Origin of the sequence: Methanosphaera sp. WGK6 (assembly GCF_001729965.1) — an archaeon.
In the GTDB taxonomy this organism is placed as follows: Archaea; Methanobacteriota; Methanobacteria; order Methanobacteriales; family Methanobacteriaceae; genus Methanosphaera.
The window spans coordinates 63,734-78,613 of record NZ_JRWK01000007.1 but is presented as its reverse complement, the minus strand read 5'-3'; the positions used below and the strand labels follow the sequence as shown (position 1 = coordinate 78,613).

The 14,880-nt window shown below is 27.3% G+C and carries 15 protein-coding genes; 8 read left to right on the top strand and 7 right to left on the bottom strand.

Annotated features, from left to right (window positions below):
* Positions 1-9 precede the first annotated feature (9 nt).
* Positions 10-1,569, bottom strand: coding sequence for a tetraether lipid synthase Tes (tes, locus tag NL43_RS04970; protein ID WP_069592943.1), 1,560 nt, complete (start codon positions 1,567-1,569; stop codon positions 10-12).
* A gap of 226 nt (positions 1,570-1,795) precedes the next feature.
* Here tes and NL43_RS04965 point away from each other — a divergent pair, with 226 nt between their 5' ends.
* A complete protein-coding gene (locus tag NL43_RS04965) occupies positions 1,796-2,359 on the top strand; it encodes a CDP-2,3-bis-(O-geranylgeranyl)-sn-glycerol synthase (RefSeq protein WP_069592942.1) in 564 nt (187 codons plus the stop codon).
* A 58-nt stretch (positions 2,360-2,417) separates the two neighbouring features.
* On the opposite strand, the gene NL43_RS04960 is transcribed toward NL43_RS04965, so the two are convergent.
* The 4 genes from NL43_RS04960 to truA all read right to left on the bottom strand — a co-directional run bounded on the left by NL43_RS04960 (position 2,418) and on the right by truA (position 6,700).
* Positions 2,418-3,464: a hydantoinase/oxoprolinase family protein gene (locus NL43_RS04960; RefSeq protein WP_069592941.1), complete on the bottom strand. Its 1,047-nt coding sequence runs from the start codon at positions 3,462-3,464 to the stop codon at positions 2,418-2,420.
* A gap of 11 nt (positions 3,465-3,475) precedes the next feature.
* On the bottom strand, positions 3,476-4,471 hold the full coding sequence (locus NL43_RS04955) for an ATP-grasp domain-containing protein (RefSeq protein WP_069592940.1): 996 nt from the start codon (positions 4,469-4,471) through the stop codon (positions 3,476-3,478).
* Positions 4,472-4,539: 68 nt separating this feature from the next.
* Positions 4,540-5,853 carry a non-hydrolyzing UDP-N-acetylglucosamine 2-epimerase gene (gene wecB, locus NL43_RS04950; protein WP_069592939.1) on the bottom strand — a complete coding sequence of 438 codons (1,314 nt, stop codon included), beginning with the start codon at positions 5,851-5,853 and terminating at the stop codon, positions 4,540-4,542.
* Positions 5,854-5,875: 22 nt separating this feature from the next.
* The gene (truA, locus tag NL43_RS04945) at positions 5,876-6,700 is read right to left on the bottom strand and encodes a tRNA pseudouridine(38-40) synthase TruA (RefSeq protein WP_069592938.1); all 825 of its coding nucleotides are present in this window, start codon (positions 6,698-6,700) and stop codon (positions 5,876-5,878) included.
* 179 nt (positions 6,701-6,879) lie between these two features.
* Between truA and hisA the strand changes: the two genes are divergently transcribed.
* The 4 genes from hisA (at position 6,880) to cofH (ending at position 9,662) form a co-directional block, all read left to right on the top strand.
* Positions 6,880-7,587 carry a 1-(5-phosphoribosyl)-5-[(5-phosphoribosylamino)methylideneamino]imidazole-4-carboxamide isomerase gene (gene hisA, locus NL43_RS04940; protein ID WP_069592937.1) on the top strand — a complete coding sequence of 236 codons (708 nt, stop codon included), beginning with the start codon at positions 6,880-6,882 and terminating at the stop codon, positions 7,585-7,587.
* A 34-nt stretch (positions 7,588-7,621) separates the two neighbouring features.
* Positions 7,622-8,071 (top strand): adenylyltransferase/cytidyltransferase family protein, encoded by a 450-nt coding sequence (locus NL43_RS04935; protein ID WP_069592936.1) that lies wholly within the window; start codon positions 7,622-7,624, stop codon positions 8,069-8,071.
* A 104-nt stretch (positions 8,072-8,175) separates the two neighbouring features.
* Positions 8,176-8,448 carry a hypothetical protein gene (locus tag NL43_RS04930; RefSeq protein ID WP_069592935.1) on the top strand — a complete coding sequence of 91 codons (273 nt, stop codon included), beginning with the start codon at positions 8,176-8,178 and terminating at the stop codon, positions 8,446-8,448.
* 164 nt (positions 8,449-8,612) lie between these two features.
* The gene (cofH, locus tag NL43_RS04925) at positions 8,613-9,662 is read left to right on the top strand and encodes a 5-amino-6-(D-ribitylamino)uracil--L-tyrosine 4-hydroxyphenyl transferase CofH (RefSeq protein WP_069592934.1); all 1,050 of its coding nucleotides are present in this window, start codon (positions 8,613-8,615) and stop codon (positions 9,660-9,662) included.
* A gap of 84 nt (positions 9,663-9,746) precedes the next feature.
* Here the strand turns inward: cofH and atwA are convergent, their stop codons facing one another.
* Positions 9,747-11,345 (bottom strand): methyl coenzyme M reductase system, component A2, encoded by a 1,599-nt coding sequence (gene atwA / locus NL43_RS04920; protein ID WP_069592933.1) that lies wholly within the window; start codon positions 11,343-11,345, stop codon positions 9,747-9,749.
* 326 nt (positions 11,346-11,671) lie between these two features.
* Here atwA and NL43_RS04915 point away from each other — a divergent pair, with 326 nt between their 5' ends.
* The 3 genes from NL43_RS04915 (at position 11,672) to NL43_RS04905 (ending at position 14,139) form a co-directional block, all read left to right on the top strand.
* The gene (locus NL43_RS04915) at positions 11,672-12,550 is read left to right on the top strand and encodes a CBS domain-containing protein (protein ID WP_069592932.1); all 879 of its coding nucleotides are present in this window, start codon (positions 11,672-11,674) and stop codon (positions 12,548-12,550) included.
* A gap of 77 nt (positions 12,551-12,627) precedes the next feature.
* Positions 12,628-13,545 (top strand): deoxyhypusine synthase, encoded by a 918-nt coding sequence (locus tag NL43_RS04910; RefSeq protein WP_069592931.1) that lies wholly within the window; start codon positions 12,628-12,630, stop codon positions 13,543-13,545.
* Between the two features lie 9 nt (positions 13,546-13,554).
* Complete coding sequence (locus NL43_RS04905; protein ID WP_069592930.1) at positions 13,555-14,139, top strand: hypothetical protein; 585 nt, start codon at positions 13,555-13,557, stop codon at positions 14,137-14,139.
* Here NL43_RS04905 and pyrF read toward each other — a convergent pair.
* Positions 14,107-14,757, bottom strand: a complete 651-nt coding sequence (gene pyrF, locus NL43_RS04900) for an orotidine-5'-phosphate decarboxylase (protein WP_069592929.1) — start codon at positions 14,755-14,757, stop codon at positions 14,107-14,109. The genes NL43_RS04905 and pyrF overlap by 33 nt on opposite strands.
* Positions 14,758-14,880: the final 123 nt, after the last annotated feature.

The following is a 14,880-nucleotide window of genomic DNA, read 5'->3' as shown; positions in this document are numbered from 1 at the left end:
AAATAATCACTATTTTTTTGATTTCTGAATACTTTCTAATTTTGCTTTTCTAATATTATCCATTATTGCTTTAGCCCTATCTGAATCTAAAGGTATATGACATTTTTCTTCAATTTCTTCTCTATATATATTGTTCATAGTACAAAATGGGATAATTCTACCATCAGGAGTAGCATAATGAATTACACATCTACGTACTCTATTTTGATCAAAGTTGAATGGGTCCATGAAGTGCATTGATGAAACAAGTAATGCATTCATGTGGAAATCACCTAAAGCTTCATAATCTTTTTTAATGAATATGTTTTTTAATAAATTAGTCATATCCAAATATGATGGTGTTTCATGAGTATTAACTGTTTTAGGTAATTCTTTTAATGCTTTTGCAATAGTTTTTGTTTTTGAAAGTCTGCTTTGTTTTTCAAATCCGGGAATACTTTCTTCTATTAATGAAATGAATTTATCCACATTAATAAATTCAGTAATTGGTATTATAGATCCATCCGTTTCTTTGAATATGTATGTTCCTACTCCACAATGTTCGTGGCATGTTAATGTAACTTCTGCTTCACTTTCATTCATAGCAGCTATTAAATCAGATATTGGTGCAACAGATGAAGCTGGGTAGAATGAATTTTCAGGAATATTTCCATTTGTTTGTTTTTCAATTGCTTTCATGAAGTCATCAATAGTTATACGTTGTTCTTCAACTTTATCTGAAGGAGTTCGGCCTGCGAATGATACTGGTTGGAAGTTCACTCCTCTTATAACATCAATATTATCTAAAGCAAATTGAATAATATCTCCAATTTGATCATCATTAATGCCTGTAACTAGTGTAGGTACAAGAACAATACCTAAATTTGCTTTTCTACAGTTTTCTATAGCTTCTATTTTTTTACCTAATATATTAGCATTACGTGTTTTGATATATGGTTCTTCAGTTATTCCATCAAATTGTAAGTATACTGTATTAAGTCCAGCATCTTTTAATTCTTGAGCTAAATTTTCATTATTTGCAAGGGCAATTCCATTTGTTGCAATTTGAGTATGGGTGAATCCTTCTTCTTTAGCTATTTTAATTAATTCAACTATATCATCACGTACTGTAGGTTCTCCTCCAGCATATTGAATAGCTGTTGTGGGTACTGGTCTATTTTTACGAAGATTTTTAAGCATTTGTCTTATTTCATCTTGACTTGGTTCGAATAATGTTCCACTGGCTGCTGCATTAGCAAAACAAATAGGACATCTTAAGTTACATCTATTAGTAACATCAATTAAACCTAGTACTGTTTGGCTTTCATGTTTATTGCAGAGTCCGCAGTTTGATGGACAATCACCATCAGCTATTTTAGATGGGTTATTAATTGGATGTTCTTCTGATTCATAGTTTATAGCTTTTTTATATGCATCAGCATAACGCCAGTATGTATTTTTAAAATTTCCATGTTCTGGGCATGTTTTTTCAATATATATTGTATTATCTTCATCATACACTTCAGCATCTAATATTTTTAAACATTCAGGACATAAACTCTTAGTTTTTGATATGGTTGTTATTTCAATCCCCCCAAAGATTTTTGTATAATCTATTGTTAATGTAATTTAAATAAGTCAGTTAATAATTTATATTATAATTAATTATGTTAATTTTATTTAATAACTTTATGCTATTTTTTTTAAACATACAATGTACTTATCATTGATTTTATATTTCTGTCTTTAGAGTATTCGGATTATTTATTAAGGAATAATATAAAATATTAATATATAAAGATGATAGGAGTTTATTATGGATATTTTAAATTTAATTTTTTATTCGATATATTTAATGATTCCTGCATATCTGGCTAATGGTTCTGCACTAGTATTTGGTGGTGGAACACCATTGGATTTTGGATGTAATGCGTGGGATAATAGAAGAATAACTGGGGATGGAGTTACCTGGAGAGGAACTATTGCAGGTGGTCTTTTTGGAATGGTTGTAGGAGGTATTTTAGGATTATTAGCTACCTATGGTATAGGTGATTACTTTTTTAATATAACTTCTTCACAAATAACTATTGTGTCTGGTTTTATTCCTCAGGGATTATTAATTGGATTGGTATTAGGTTTTGGTGCATTAATAGGTGATGCAATTGGTAGTTTTATAAAAAGAAGACTTAATTTTGAACGGGGAAAACCAGTACCATTACTTGATCAATTGGATTTTGTTATAGTATCCTTAATTTTTGTATCATCTATAGTACATTTACAATTATCTATGATTATTATAATATTATTTGTAAGTGTATTTTTACATCTTGGAGCAAATATGTTTGCATATGCTATTAATTTAAAAGATGTATGGTACTAAGGATAAAAAAAATAGTTTGAGTAAAGTAACTTGATTACTTTACATTTTTTTTTGAAAATTATATACAATGAATTAATTGAATATTAGTATCCTGCTCTTCAAGATACATTTGAACTGCACCTATTGCAGTAATAATACTCATAGATTTCTTTGAAATATATTCATCAATGTCTATAATATCTAAACCTAATTTTTTTGCCGCATTATAACAGATTTTACTATTTCCTAAATCACAAATTATAACTGATGTAAGTCCTGTTTTCTCAACAACTTTTATTAATCCCTGAGTTACTTGTTCGACTTGTTTTTCATAGATGTATTTTGTAATATTAATTATTTCCTCATCAGTTAAAGTATCTAAATCAGCACAAATTAATCTACATAATCTTCGTTTACAGGAGGTTAAGTCCTTATTTTTTCCATCAGGAGTTGTACAGGTATATTCTTCTTCTGTTATATGTTCTAATATTCTATGAATATCTGCAGATATTGTGAATAGTTCACTACTTACTGATGTTGGAATATTTTTAACTGGTACTTCATGTACAATAGTTGCTAAATTAGTACGTAACATTCCAGTATATACTAATTCACCAGTACCTAGTCGTTCAGTATCACTATGGCCTGATGCGATTTCAGTCCTATTTTTTAAAGGTATAATGTCTGTAGTAGTACTACCCATATCCATAAAAATACAATTATTTTTAATATATTTAATAGCATTCACAGTTCCAATCCAATTAGCAGCAGCTGCATCAAGAGGATTTTTTAAAATTTCATCATAACTTTTTAAACCATTAAATGTTACAAATTTAACTATTTTTTCAGAAAAAGTTTCAATTACTTTTTTAGAAATATCAAGCACTCCTTCTGTTTTACTAGTATATGAATCTGCAAGTTCTGCTGTCATTGATACACATATAACTTCAATTTCAGAATCATTATCATATAATTTTATAAGACATTCTTGTAATTTCTCATTATCTTTCCACATTGGTAAATATTCTTTGTATTCTTGGATGGATTTGATTTCATGTTTATCATTAATATCTATTATTACACAATCTGTATTTGCTCCACCAATATCTAATCCCATGATTTTCATAAAATATACCTTCATTTTTTATTTTCTTTATAAAATTTTCCTTTTCCTTTTAAATTAATTTTTGTTTCTTTAGAATATAATACTAGATTAATCAATGCTTCTGTTAAATTAACTTCACTTACTTTTTGAAGTACAATATAAGGAGTGGTTATACGTGAATTTATTTCAACAAAATAAATATCATCTTCATTGATAATAAAATCAATTCCTATAAATCCTTTTAAACCATCAATACTTTTTATTATTTTTTTAGATATGTTAATAATTTTATTTTCTAAAGGATGATTTATAGGTGTTTCACAACCTTCATATGTAATTTGTTTTTCATTTTCTAATATTTCTTGGGAATTAATACTTATTATATCAATATAATTATTATTACATAATGCACTAACACTAATTGATTTTCCAGGGATATATTGTTGTATTAGGAAATATTCAATATCTGTTTTTTTAATAAGATTTATTGTATTTTTCAGGTCTTGTTTTGTATGGATGTGGTATATATTATTTGATGATGTATTAGAATCAGGTTTTATTATAATGTCCTGTTTAGTTAGAATATGATTTATTTTATCATAAGTTATTTCTTCTTTTGATAATTTAATTGATGGAATTTTTAATATGTCTTCATCAATTTCATGATATGTCCTATCTTTACTAGTACATATATATGATGCAGTACTATTTGATCCAATAATTTCAATTTCTCTTTCTTCAAAAAATTTAGTATAAGTATATTGTATTAAATTATCTTCTGGAGCTATGAATAAACAACAATCATAATTATGTATATTATGATTTAACCAAGAATCTAAGTCACTAATATAAATTGCATTACATTGCCTTAAGTTACTTATTTTTAGTTTAGGATTTATTAAATAATCCACAGAATAATTTTTAATTTGATCTAAATCAAATAATATACTTTTTAACATATTATATCCTTCAGAATATAAATGAGTTCTAGATTCAATAGTGGATACTTCAAAAACTAAGATATTCATGTTAATTACTCTAAAATTAATTTTTCTAATAAAAAAAAAGAAATAGTTAAATTTCTCAAAAAAATATTTTAACTTTTATCCTTAAATTGTTTGATAATTATTTTTCTGTTCTTTAAATTCATTTTCTTTTGAATATATTCAGGTTTACCATTATAAAATACTTGTTCAATAATACAATCTTTATTGATTGTTTCATATTCTTCAACAGTAATATTTTCACTAATTTCTTCTAGGATGTATCCTTCAAAATCAACAATTTTATTGGCTCTTGTAATTTTAAGTTTATTTGTATCATGTTGATTTTTTATAATTCTGTAAATTTGCTCAGCACTAGTACCATTACCATATGGGTTTATAGCATTACTCATTTTTGAATAAATTTTTTCATTATTAAGAATATTGTTTATATTTTCTATAATTGCATTAGTTTCTGTTCCTACAAGTATATTTCCACCTGCACTTATTGTTTCAGGACGTTCAGTATTATATCTTAAGGTAATACATGGAATATTAAGTGTAATTGCTTCTTCTTGAACACCACCAGAGTCAGTTAAGACTAAGCTACTATTTGAGAGTAAACAAAGAAAGTCTAAGTATCCTTGTGGTCGTGTAATTTGAATATGTTCGGAATTAGCTATTTTTTCATATAAATTTAAATTTTCCAAAGATTTTTTTGTATGTGGATGTATTGGAAATACTATATTATATGGTATATTAATAAGACTTGTAACTATATTTCTTAATCTTTCTTCATCATCCACATTTTCTGCTCTATGACATGTTAATAAAATATATTCATTGAAAATAATTTCATCTTGCACAGTACTATTTTCTAACGCTATCTTTAAGTTTCTATTACATGCATCTACAATAGTATTTCCTGTAACATGAATTGCTTCATGATTAATTCCCTCATTTTGTAAATTAATTCCAGTTTCAGGAGTAGGTACAAAATATAATGAAGAACAATTATCTGCTATTAATCTATTAATTTCTTCAGGCATATTTTTATCAAATGATCTTAATCCTGCTTCAATATGGCCTACAGGTATTTTTAATTTATTTGCAGCTAATGCTCCAGATAGAACAGCATTTGTATCACCTTGAACTAAAACTACATCAACAGCTTCATCAATTAAAATCTTTTCTAATTCTGAGATAATAATACTAATTTGGTTAATTGCAGTATTTGATCCAATTCCTATATTGTAGTTTGGTATGGGTAATTTTAAATCAATGAAAAATTGTTGTGACATTTCAATATCATAATGTTGACCAGTATGTATAATGATAAATTCAGAACCATTATTTTTTATTTCATCAATAATGGGTGACATTTTAATTATCTCTGGCCTAGTTCCCAGTACAATTCCTATTTTCATAAATATCTTCCTATACTTTTTTTTATTCTTTTAATATCTTGATTAATAAATCATCAGCTTTCTTTTCCTGTTCATGATTAAGATATTCTTTTTTAAGTACTTCTATAAGTTTATTTTTAGCATATTGTGAATCTTCAAATTTAATATTTTTATAATTCATATCACTAAGAATTAAACCATTTGCAGGTGCTGCTTGTAATCTGATAAATTGTCGTAACTCTTTAGGTTGAAGTAATTTTTCAATATCTTCAAGTTCTAGTTCACCATATCCCACATGCATTAGAGATGTCACTATTTTTCGAACCATATTCCATAAAAAGCTTTGTCCAACAATAGTAAATATTATAACATCATCTTTTTCTTCTAAATCCATACTAATTATTTCTCTGTTAGGATTTTTTTCATTTCTTTTAGAAAAGTTTCTAAAATTATGTTTACCTATAAAATATGGAAGTGCTGTTCTAATTTTATTAATATCTAATTCTTCTTTTTTAAAGGGATTTAATGGCTGAATATATGTGTAAGTTCTAGTTAATGGAAATCGAACTTTAAAACCATAGGGAACTCTTGCTTCTCCAATAATTTTAATATCATCAGGTAATAATCCATTTAATTGATTTATTCGAATTTCTTTTTCAGTAATAAACGAAATAACATTTCCAGTAGAATGAACACCTTTATCTGTTCGTCCTGCAACAGAGTAATGTGCTTTCCATGTATCTTCAATTATTCCAGTTTCATTAAATACTTTTAATAATTCTCCTTCAACTGTTCTATAATTAGGTTGGCGTTGATATCCATGAAAATTAGTACCAATATATGCAATTTTTAATGCAACACGTCTCATAATTTAAACTCGTCTTTTTTTATATAATTATTTGTAAATATTCATTTAAGTTATTTTTTTTATTTCCTTTTATCTTAATAAATAATAAATAATAACATAACCTATAAAAAATATAACTTTTAATTAACATTAATTTTTGATATGATATAAATATTTAAAGAATTATGGGTTGAAAAATAATGATTGTAATACCAGCAGTAGATATTAAAAATGGAAAATGTGTACAATTAGTACAAGGTGAACCTGGAACTGAACAAATAGAACTAGAAAATCCATCAGAAGTAGCACTACAATGGGAACAAAAAGGAGCTCAAAGATTACATATAGTAGACTTAGATGGTGCATTGGGTAGTGGAGAAAATATTACCATAGTAAAAGAAATAATAGAAAAAACATCAGTTCCTACACAAATGGGTGGAGGAATACGTACAATTGATGATGCAAAAAAACTATTGGACACAGGAATAAGTACTGTTATAATTGGAACCATGGCTATAAAACATCCTGAGATAATCTCTGATTTATCTAATGAATATGGATCTGAGAGAATTTGTGTTTCATTAGATAGTAAAAATAATAAAGTAGTTACTCATGGATGGACAGAATCCACTGATAAAACACCACTTGAATTTGCAAAACTCTTTGAAGAAAAAGGTGCAGGATCTATTTTATTTACAAATGTAGATGTAGAAGGACTGCTTGGTGGAATTAATGTAGAACCAATAAAAGAATTACTTAATAATATTAGTATTCCCATTATATATTCAGGTGGAATAACATCACATAATGATTTAAAAGTGTTATCTGAAATAGGTACGGATTATGTTGTTATTGGATCTGCACTATATAAGGGATTAATTAATTTTGAAGATACATTAGATTTCTGATACTATAAAAAAAGGGGGTGTTTTCATTAAAGTAATGGCTTCAGGAACATTTGACATAATTCATCCAGGACATGGATTTTATTTACAAGAAGCAAAAAAATTAGGTGGAGAAGATTCAATATTAATGGTTGTCATAGCAACAGATAAAACAGTACAAAAACATAAAAGAATACCTATAATAAGTCAAGAACAAAGATGTGAAATGATTTCAATGCTTAAATCGGTTGATGAAGCATATATTGGTGATGAAAATGATCCTTTAAAAATAGTTAAAGAAAAAAAGCCAGATATAATTGCTATAGGTCCTGATCAAACTTTCGATCCTGAAAAACTCAGAAAAAATCTTTTAAATAGTGGTTTAGATATAGAAGTAGTTAAAATAGAAGATTATAAAAAATTTGAATTAGATAGTACTTGCAAAATCATTCGAAAAATAAAAAAAACACATTTCAATGAAGATGCATTTCAAGATTGTAATGATTAATTTTTTTTGGATAAGGTATGTGTCTAATTAATAAAATTAATATACTGTATTAAATATAAATATAAATAATATTATTTTATGATTAAATTAGGGAGGTTTCTCAAATGGTAGCAAAAGAATATTACGATACATTATTAAAAATTACAGATATCATGGAAGAAAAAGGTGGAGGAATCATATATATTCGCAATGAACCTACTTGTTATACAATAGGAACTCGTTATTATGATGAAGAAATTGCAGGATATTTAGATAATACTGTTAATGATTGGTTTGGAGAAGAATCTACTCTTAAAAAGAAATCTAAAAAACGATCCAAAAAACAAGATAAAGTAGAAGAATTATACTACTTATGGAAAATAACATTACCTGAATAAGTTTTAAAAACTTATATATTCTCTTTTTTTTAACATAACTTTTTTTTCAATTATTTATTAAAAATCTATTTTAATCATGATAAATATATTCTATAATATTAATAATATAATGATTTATATAATGGACTATAACTAGTTTTAAAGAATCAATAAGAGGTGTTATATTGTTAGAAGAAATATATAATAAATCCTTAGACAATGAAATAACAAGGAAAGATGCTCTTAAATTAGTAAGATCTACTAATCAATTTGAATTATTTGATACTGCAGATAAATTAAGACAAGAAATTGTAGGTGAAAAAGTAACATATGTAGTTAATAAGGCAATAGATATTACAGATAATTGTATGATTGGATGTAAATTTTGTTCATTTAGAAATCATGAAAATTATCATATGACTGGTGAAGAAATATCTGAAAGTATCGTTCAAGCAAAATCTGTTGGAGCAACAGAAATTTGTTTGTTTGGTGGTATAACTAAAGATATGGATATTAATTACTATTGTGATTTAATTAAAGATATTAAAGAGGAACATGAGATTTGTTTACATGCATTATCTCCTGCAGAAATATATCAAACAGCAAAAAATTCAAATATAACTACATATGATGCTCTTAAACAATTAAAAGAAGCAGGTATGGATACTATGACTGGAGCTTCTGCAGAAATACTTGTTGATTCAATTAGAAAACAAATATGTCCTAATAAATTATCAACACAAGAATGGGCGAATGTAGTTAAGGAAGCTCATGAATTGGGAATTCCTACAACATCTACGATGATGTATGGGAGTGTAGAAACATGGGATGATCGTATAGAACACATGTTTCTATTAAAAGAAATTCAAGAAGAAACAAAGGGATTCACTGAATTTGTACCTATGACATTTTTGGGTGGAAATAATGAGTTAGGTAAAATATCTAACGGTGCAACGGGTATTGAAGACTTAAAAATACATGCTATATCCAGGATAATTTTTGGTAATATAATACCTAATATACAAGTTTCATGGGTAAAATTAGGATTAAGAATGACTCAAGTAGCATTAACTTGTGGGGCTAATGATATTGGGGGAACTATGATTGAAGATAAAATATCTACTGCTGCTGGTGGTGGGTATGGTGGATATCTTCCTGCTGATAAAATAAAACAATTAGTGTTGGATATTGGGAGAATTCCTCAAGAAAGAACAACTAAATATGAATTAATATAATTTATAATTATTTATTTTAAAATAAGGTTATTCTTTTTATTTTTTTAATTATAAACTTCTATAGAAATAAAATAAAAAAGGGGTTTATATATGTTTATTTAACATTTTTGTACGTTCAGTTGATGTTAATTGTTTAACCATATCTTCTGGAGTTCCATGGTCTAATAATTTTCCATCACGCATTAATGCTGCTGTATCACAACATTCGAGTACAAAGTCCATATCGTGTGAAATAAGTATAAATGTTTGATCTAATTCTTCACGTGCATTAAGTATTGATTCAGTTACATCTCTTCTAGTTATTGGATCCATTGTACCTGTTGGTTCATCTAATATGACTATATTTGGTTCTTTTATAAGTACTTGTGCAATTGCTACTCTGTGTCGTTCTCCTCCACTCATTTGGTCAGGATATTTTTCAAGTAATGATGCTGCTTCTTCTTCTTTAAATCCAACAGCTGTTAAAACATGTAATGATTTCATTTTAGCAAATTCTGAAGGTAAATCTAAGCTAATAGCATCTGTTAAGTTTCCAAGAATTGTTTTATATGGATATAAACTGAAATCTTGGTGTAATAGGCCAATGTGTGGTGTTACTCGACCTCTATGTGTTGGTCCTTTTTGTGACATATCTATCCATTCTTCACCAAGTCTTATTTTAATTTCTCCATCACTAGGTTCTACAAGTCCTGCAATTACTTTGGATAATGTTGTTTTTCCAGCTCCACTTAGTCCTACAATACTTGCTATTTCACCCTCATTAATTGTTAGTGTTACACCATCAACAGATTTTACAACTCCTCTGGATACTGAGAAATAGTATTTTTTAAGGTCTTTTAATTCAATTAATGGGTCACCTATAGCAACACTTTCATGTTTTTTGGGAAGAGGTATTTCTTTTACAAATTCTTTAACAACAGCTTCGGGTTCTCCTTCTTTTTTTATTTTTCCATGTTCTAACCAAATAACTCTGTCTGATAAATCTTCAATTACTTCTGGCCAGTGTGAGTTAATAATCATTGTAATATTTTTGTCTTTAACTCCGCTTAGTAGTGCTGCATGTAATAATTTTGCTGTTTTAGGGTCTAATGTTCCTGTTGGTTCGTCTGCTAAGAAGACCATTGGATTTCTTGCTAATTGTCTTGCAAGTACAACTCTTTGTTTTTCTCCTCCACTTAAATCACGTGCAATATGGGTTGTCCTATGTTCCATATGGGTCATTTTAAGAAGATCTATTGCTTTATTGATGTTGTCTTCATTTCTTTGGTCTTCAAATGATTTCATTATATTTTCAATAACGGTGTCTTCTTCATATAGTGCAAATGTTCTTTGTAACATGATAGATATTCTTTTTTTCACTGATGCAAAGTCTGATCTTGATGTGTTCCAGAGGTTAATTTCTTTACTTTCTAATTTTTCTCCACATGAACATAGTGAACCTACTTTTGATGGTGTATCAATATGATTGCATTTAGGACAACAAGATACATTGTATATTATTTCTCCTTCTTCAGGTTCATATTCTGGTATTCCACGTAACATGTTTAGTAATACGGATTTTCCAGCTCCACTTCTTCCAAGAATACCTAGTACTTCTCCTTCTTCTATGTTTAAACTGATGTTATCTAATACAGCAGTGTTATCGAATTTTTTTGTTATATTTTTGACTTCAATAAAACTCATTATTCACACCTAATAACTTAATGATTATGGTAATTATTTTTTTAAAATTTAGTTCTTATTAATTCAAACTTTATTTTCTTATAATAATATATTGTTATTAGAGTATTATTAAATTAACTACAAAAAAGGGACATGGTAGTTATTTTTCAAATAATCTTTAATAATTTGTAATTATTTATCATAAAGTTTTTATTATATGGAAATTAAATATAAATTTAATGTAATTATATTTTTTTATAATAATAGTAGCTATTGTTTAAAATTATTTCAGGAATATTAAATTACAAGAATTTATTCACGATAACAATAAAAAAGGGGAGATAATCTTGCTTACTGCAGTGCAAAAAGAAATTTTACAAAGTTTAATCAACTTATACCGAAAGTCAAAATGTACTTCTGTAAAATGTGAAAGTATAGCTGAATTAATGGGGAGAAATTCAGGAACAATACGTAATCAAATGCAATCATTACGTAGTCTAGGGCTAGTTCAGGGAGTTCCAGGACCAAGAGGAGGATATAAACCAACATTAGATGCTTATCAAACACTAAATATAGCCAATGATCCATGTGAAATACATGTACCAATATACATTAATGGAGATGTTATTTCAGATATATCAGTTAATAAAATAGAATTCACAAGTATTTTAAGACCCGGTGATTGTGAAGCAACAATATCTGTTTTAGGGGATATTAAACAATTAGATCTTGATGATGAAATAAAAGTAGGTCCAACACCAGTAAATAATTTAACAGTTACAGGTAAAATCATAGGAAGAGATGATGTGGATAATGTATTACTTATAAAAACAAAAAATATTGTAAGTATACCTAATATAAAACTTGATGAATTAGCTAATAAATCTGTTTTAACATTAGAACCTACTATGGATATATATGAAATCTGTAATGCTTTATTAACTCATGAAAGTACATGTGCACCAGTAGTAAATAATAATAAAATTAGTGGTGTAATTAGATACAGAGATATTATGAAAAATATCGCAGATAAAAATATTGATGCTAAAGCAAAAGATATTATGGATAAAAATGTTGTTACAGCAAAGGATAATATTAGTTTAATGAGTGCAATGGACTTATTACAACAAAACAATGTTTCATCTCTGGTGTTATTAAATGAAGATGAAGAAATAACTGGAACAGTAACATTTATAGATATATTAAACACATTACTTGCAGTTTAATTATTCATCTCTATTTTTTTTAAATTTTTTTACCAATTATTTTTTTAATATATTATACAAATTTTTGAGGTTATTTTATGAAAGTTAAACATTTAGAAATTACAAAAAATATGTCTATATCTGAATTTATGAATCAATTAGATGAATCTGGAGTTCTAGGGGCAGGACGTATAGCACATGCAACAAATTTACTAGCAGATTCCATGAAAGATGAAGATACTAAAATATTTTTAAGTCTTGCAGGACCTATGATTCCTGGAGGATTAAGAAAAGTTGTACGAGATTTAATAAATCAAGGCCATGTGGATTTAATAATATCTAGTGGAGCTAATTTAACACATGACTTAGTAGAAGCATTTGGTGGAAGACATTATTCAGACATACATGAAAATGATGAAACACTTCAAGATAGTGGAATTGGAAGAATAGCCGATATTTATACAAAAGCTGATGATTTTGAAGTCTTTGAAGAAGAAATACATAAAATATTTGCTAAAATTAATGAAAAATATGATGTAATATCTATTCAAAAATTCATCTATGAGATTGGATTACTAATTGATGATGAAAATTCATTTATTAGAACTGCAGCAAAGAAAAATGTTCCCATTTTTGCACCAGGACTAATTGATTGTATGATTGGATTACAATTATGGATTTACTCTCAAGATCATGATTTTACATTAAGTGCAGCAGGGGATATGCATTACTTGTCTGATTTTGTATATAATTCTAAAAAAGTAACAGCATGCATGCTTGGAGGAGGACTACCAAAACACTATACACTAGCATCAAATATACTAACTGGTGGAATAGATGCAGGTATTCAAATAACCTTGGATAGAAGTGAAGGTGGAAGTTTAAGTGGAGCACCTCTTGAAGAAGCAAAATCTTGGGCAAAAGCAAAAAAAGGATCAAATCTAGTTACAGTTGTAGGGGATGCTACAGTATTATTCCCATTAATAGTAGCTGGTGCATTAGATAAAATAGAATAGGTTTAATTCATGTTTTTAGATGCAATATGTTTTGCATTATCAGGATTTTTTATGAAAATATCTGATGAAGCAATGGATGAAAAAAATAATATTCTTCTTGCGATAATAACTGGAATAATATGTGTAATAGCTACAATACTAGTTTCAATAAATAGTGGTGATGCTGCATGTATATTTATAAGTATACTTGTAGGAACTGCACTTGCACAAAAAGTAGATTCAATAAATCATATAATATCTGCTATATTATTAATAGTGATTTTGTTATTGATTGGAATTCCTCAGTTTAGTTACATTACATTAATAATATGTATCATTGCAGCATTTATTGATGAAAAAGGCAATGATATAGCTGATGAAAAAGAAGAAAATAAAGAAGAATATGGATTAATTGATAAATTTTTCAAGTATAGATATACTATGAAAATAGTAGTACTTATTTTATCATTGTTAGGATTAATAACTAATTTATTGAATTATTCTTTCCTAACAGGGTACTTTTTTGAACCATTAACATTCATATACTTCTATTTATTTGATTTAAGTTATGAATTTGCAGGTTTAACTTTTAATGGAATTTATGACCTTTTCTAATGTTTCTTTAGGTGATGGGGAAGTATAAATACTTCTACCAATAATAGCTGCATCAGCATATTGGAGAGTGTCCTTTGCTGTTCCACCTTGAACTCCTACACCTGGCGATATAATAAATGCATCATCACCTACCACTTTTCTAATTTTTTCAAGTCTATCTAGTTTAGTAGCAGGAGCAACATAATTAGTAATTCCTAATTCAACACCCATTTGTGCAATATCGAGGGATACTGGTTTTAAGAATTTATCTGCACCCGGATGGGACATTTCTGTTAATAAAAATATTTCTTTATTTAAACTTTCAGCCATATTTTTACAAGCTAAAACACTATCTTCACCTACAAATCCATGGATGATAATAGCATCGGCTCCCCAATTTAGTGTTGTTTTAACTATTTTTTCATTAGTTGCATCTATATCTGCAACTTTAAAATCTGCAATAATATTAACATCATAATCTTCTTTAATTGATTGAATAATAGATGGTCCTTCGGCTAGTGTTAAAGGATAACCAATTTTAATTGTATCTAAATATTCAGTAGTTTGATCTAGAATACTATAAGCTTCATCTTTTTCTTCTACATCTAATGCTAAAATAATTTGATTTTTAACTTTCATAGTTATATGTTTTATTTTTTGAAATAAAAATAAGTTGCATTTTTTTTTATGAAACTATTTCTTAAATGCAGTTCTTAATAATGTAGTTCATGTTTATTTTATAGGATGTGGGTGTTATAATGA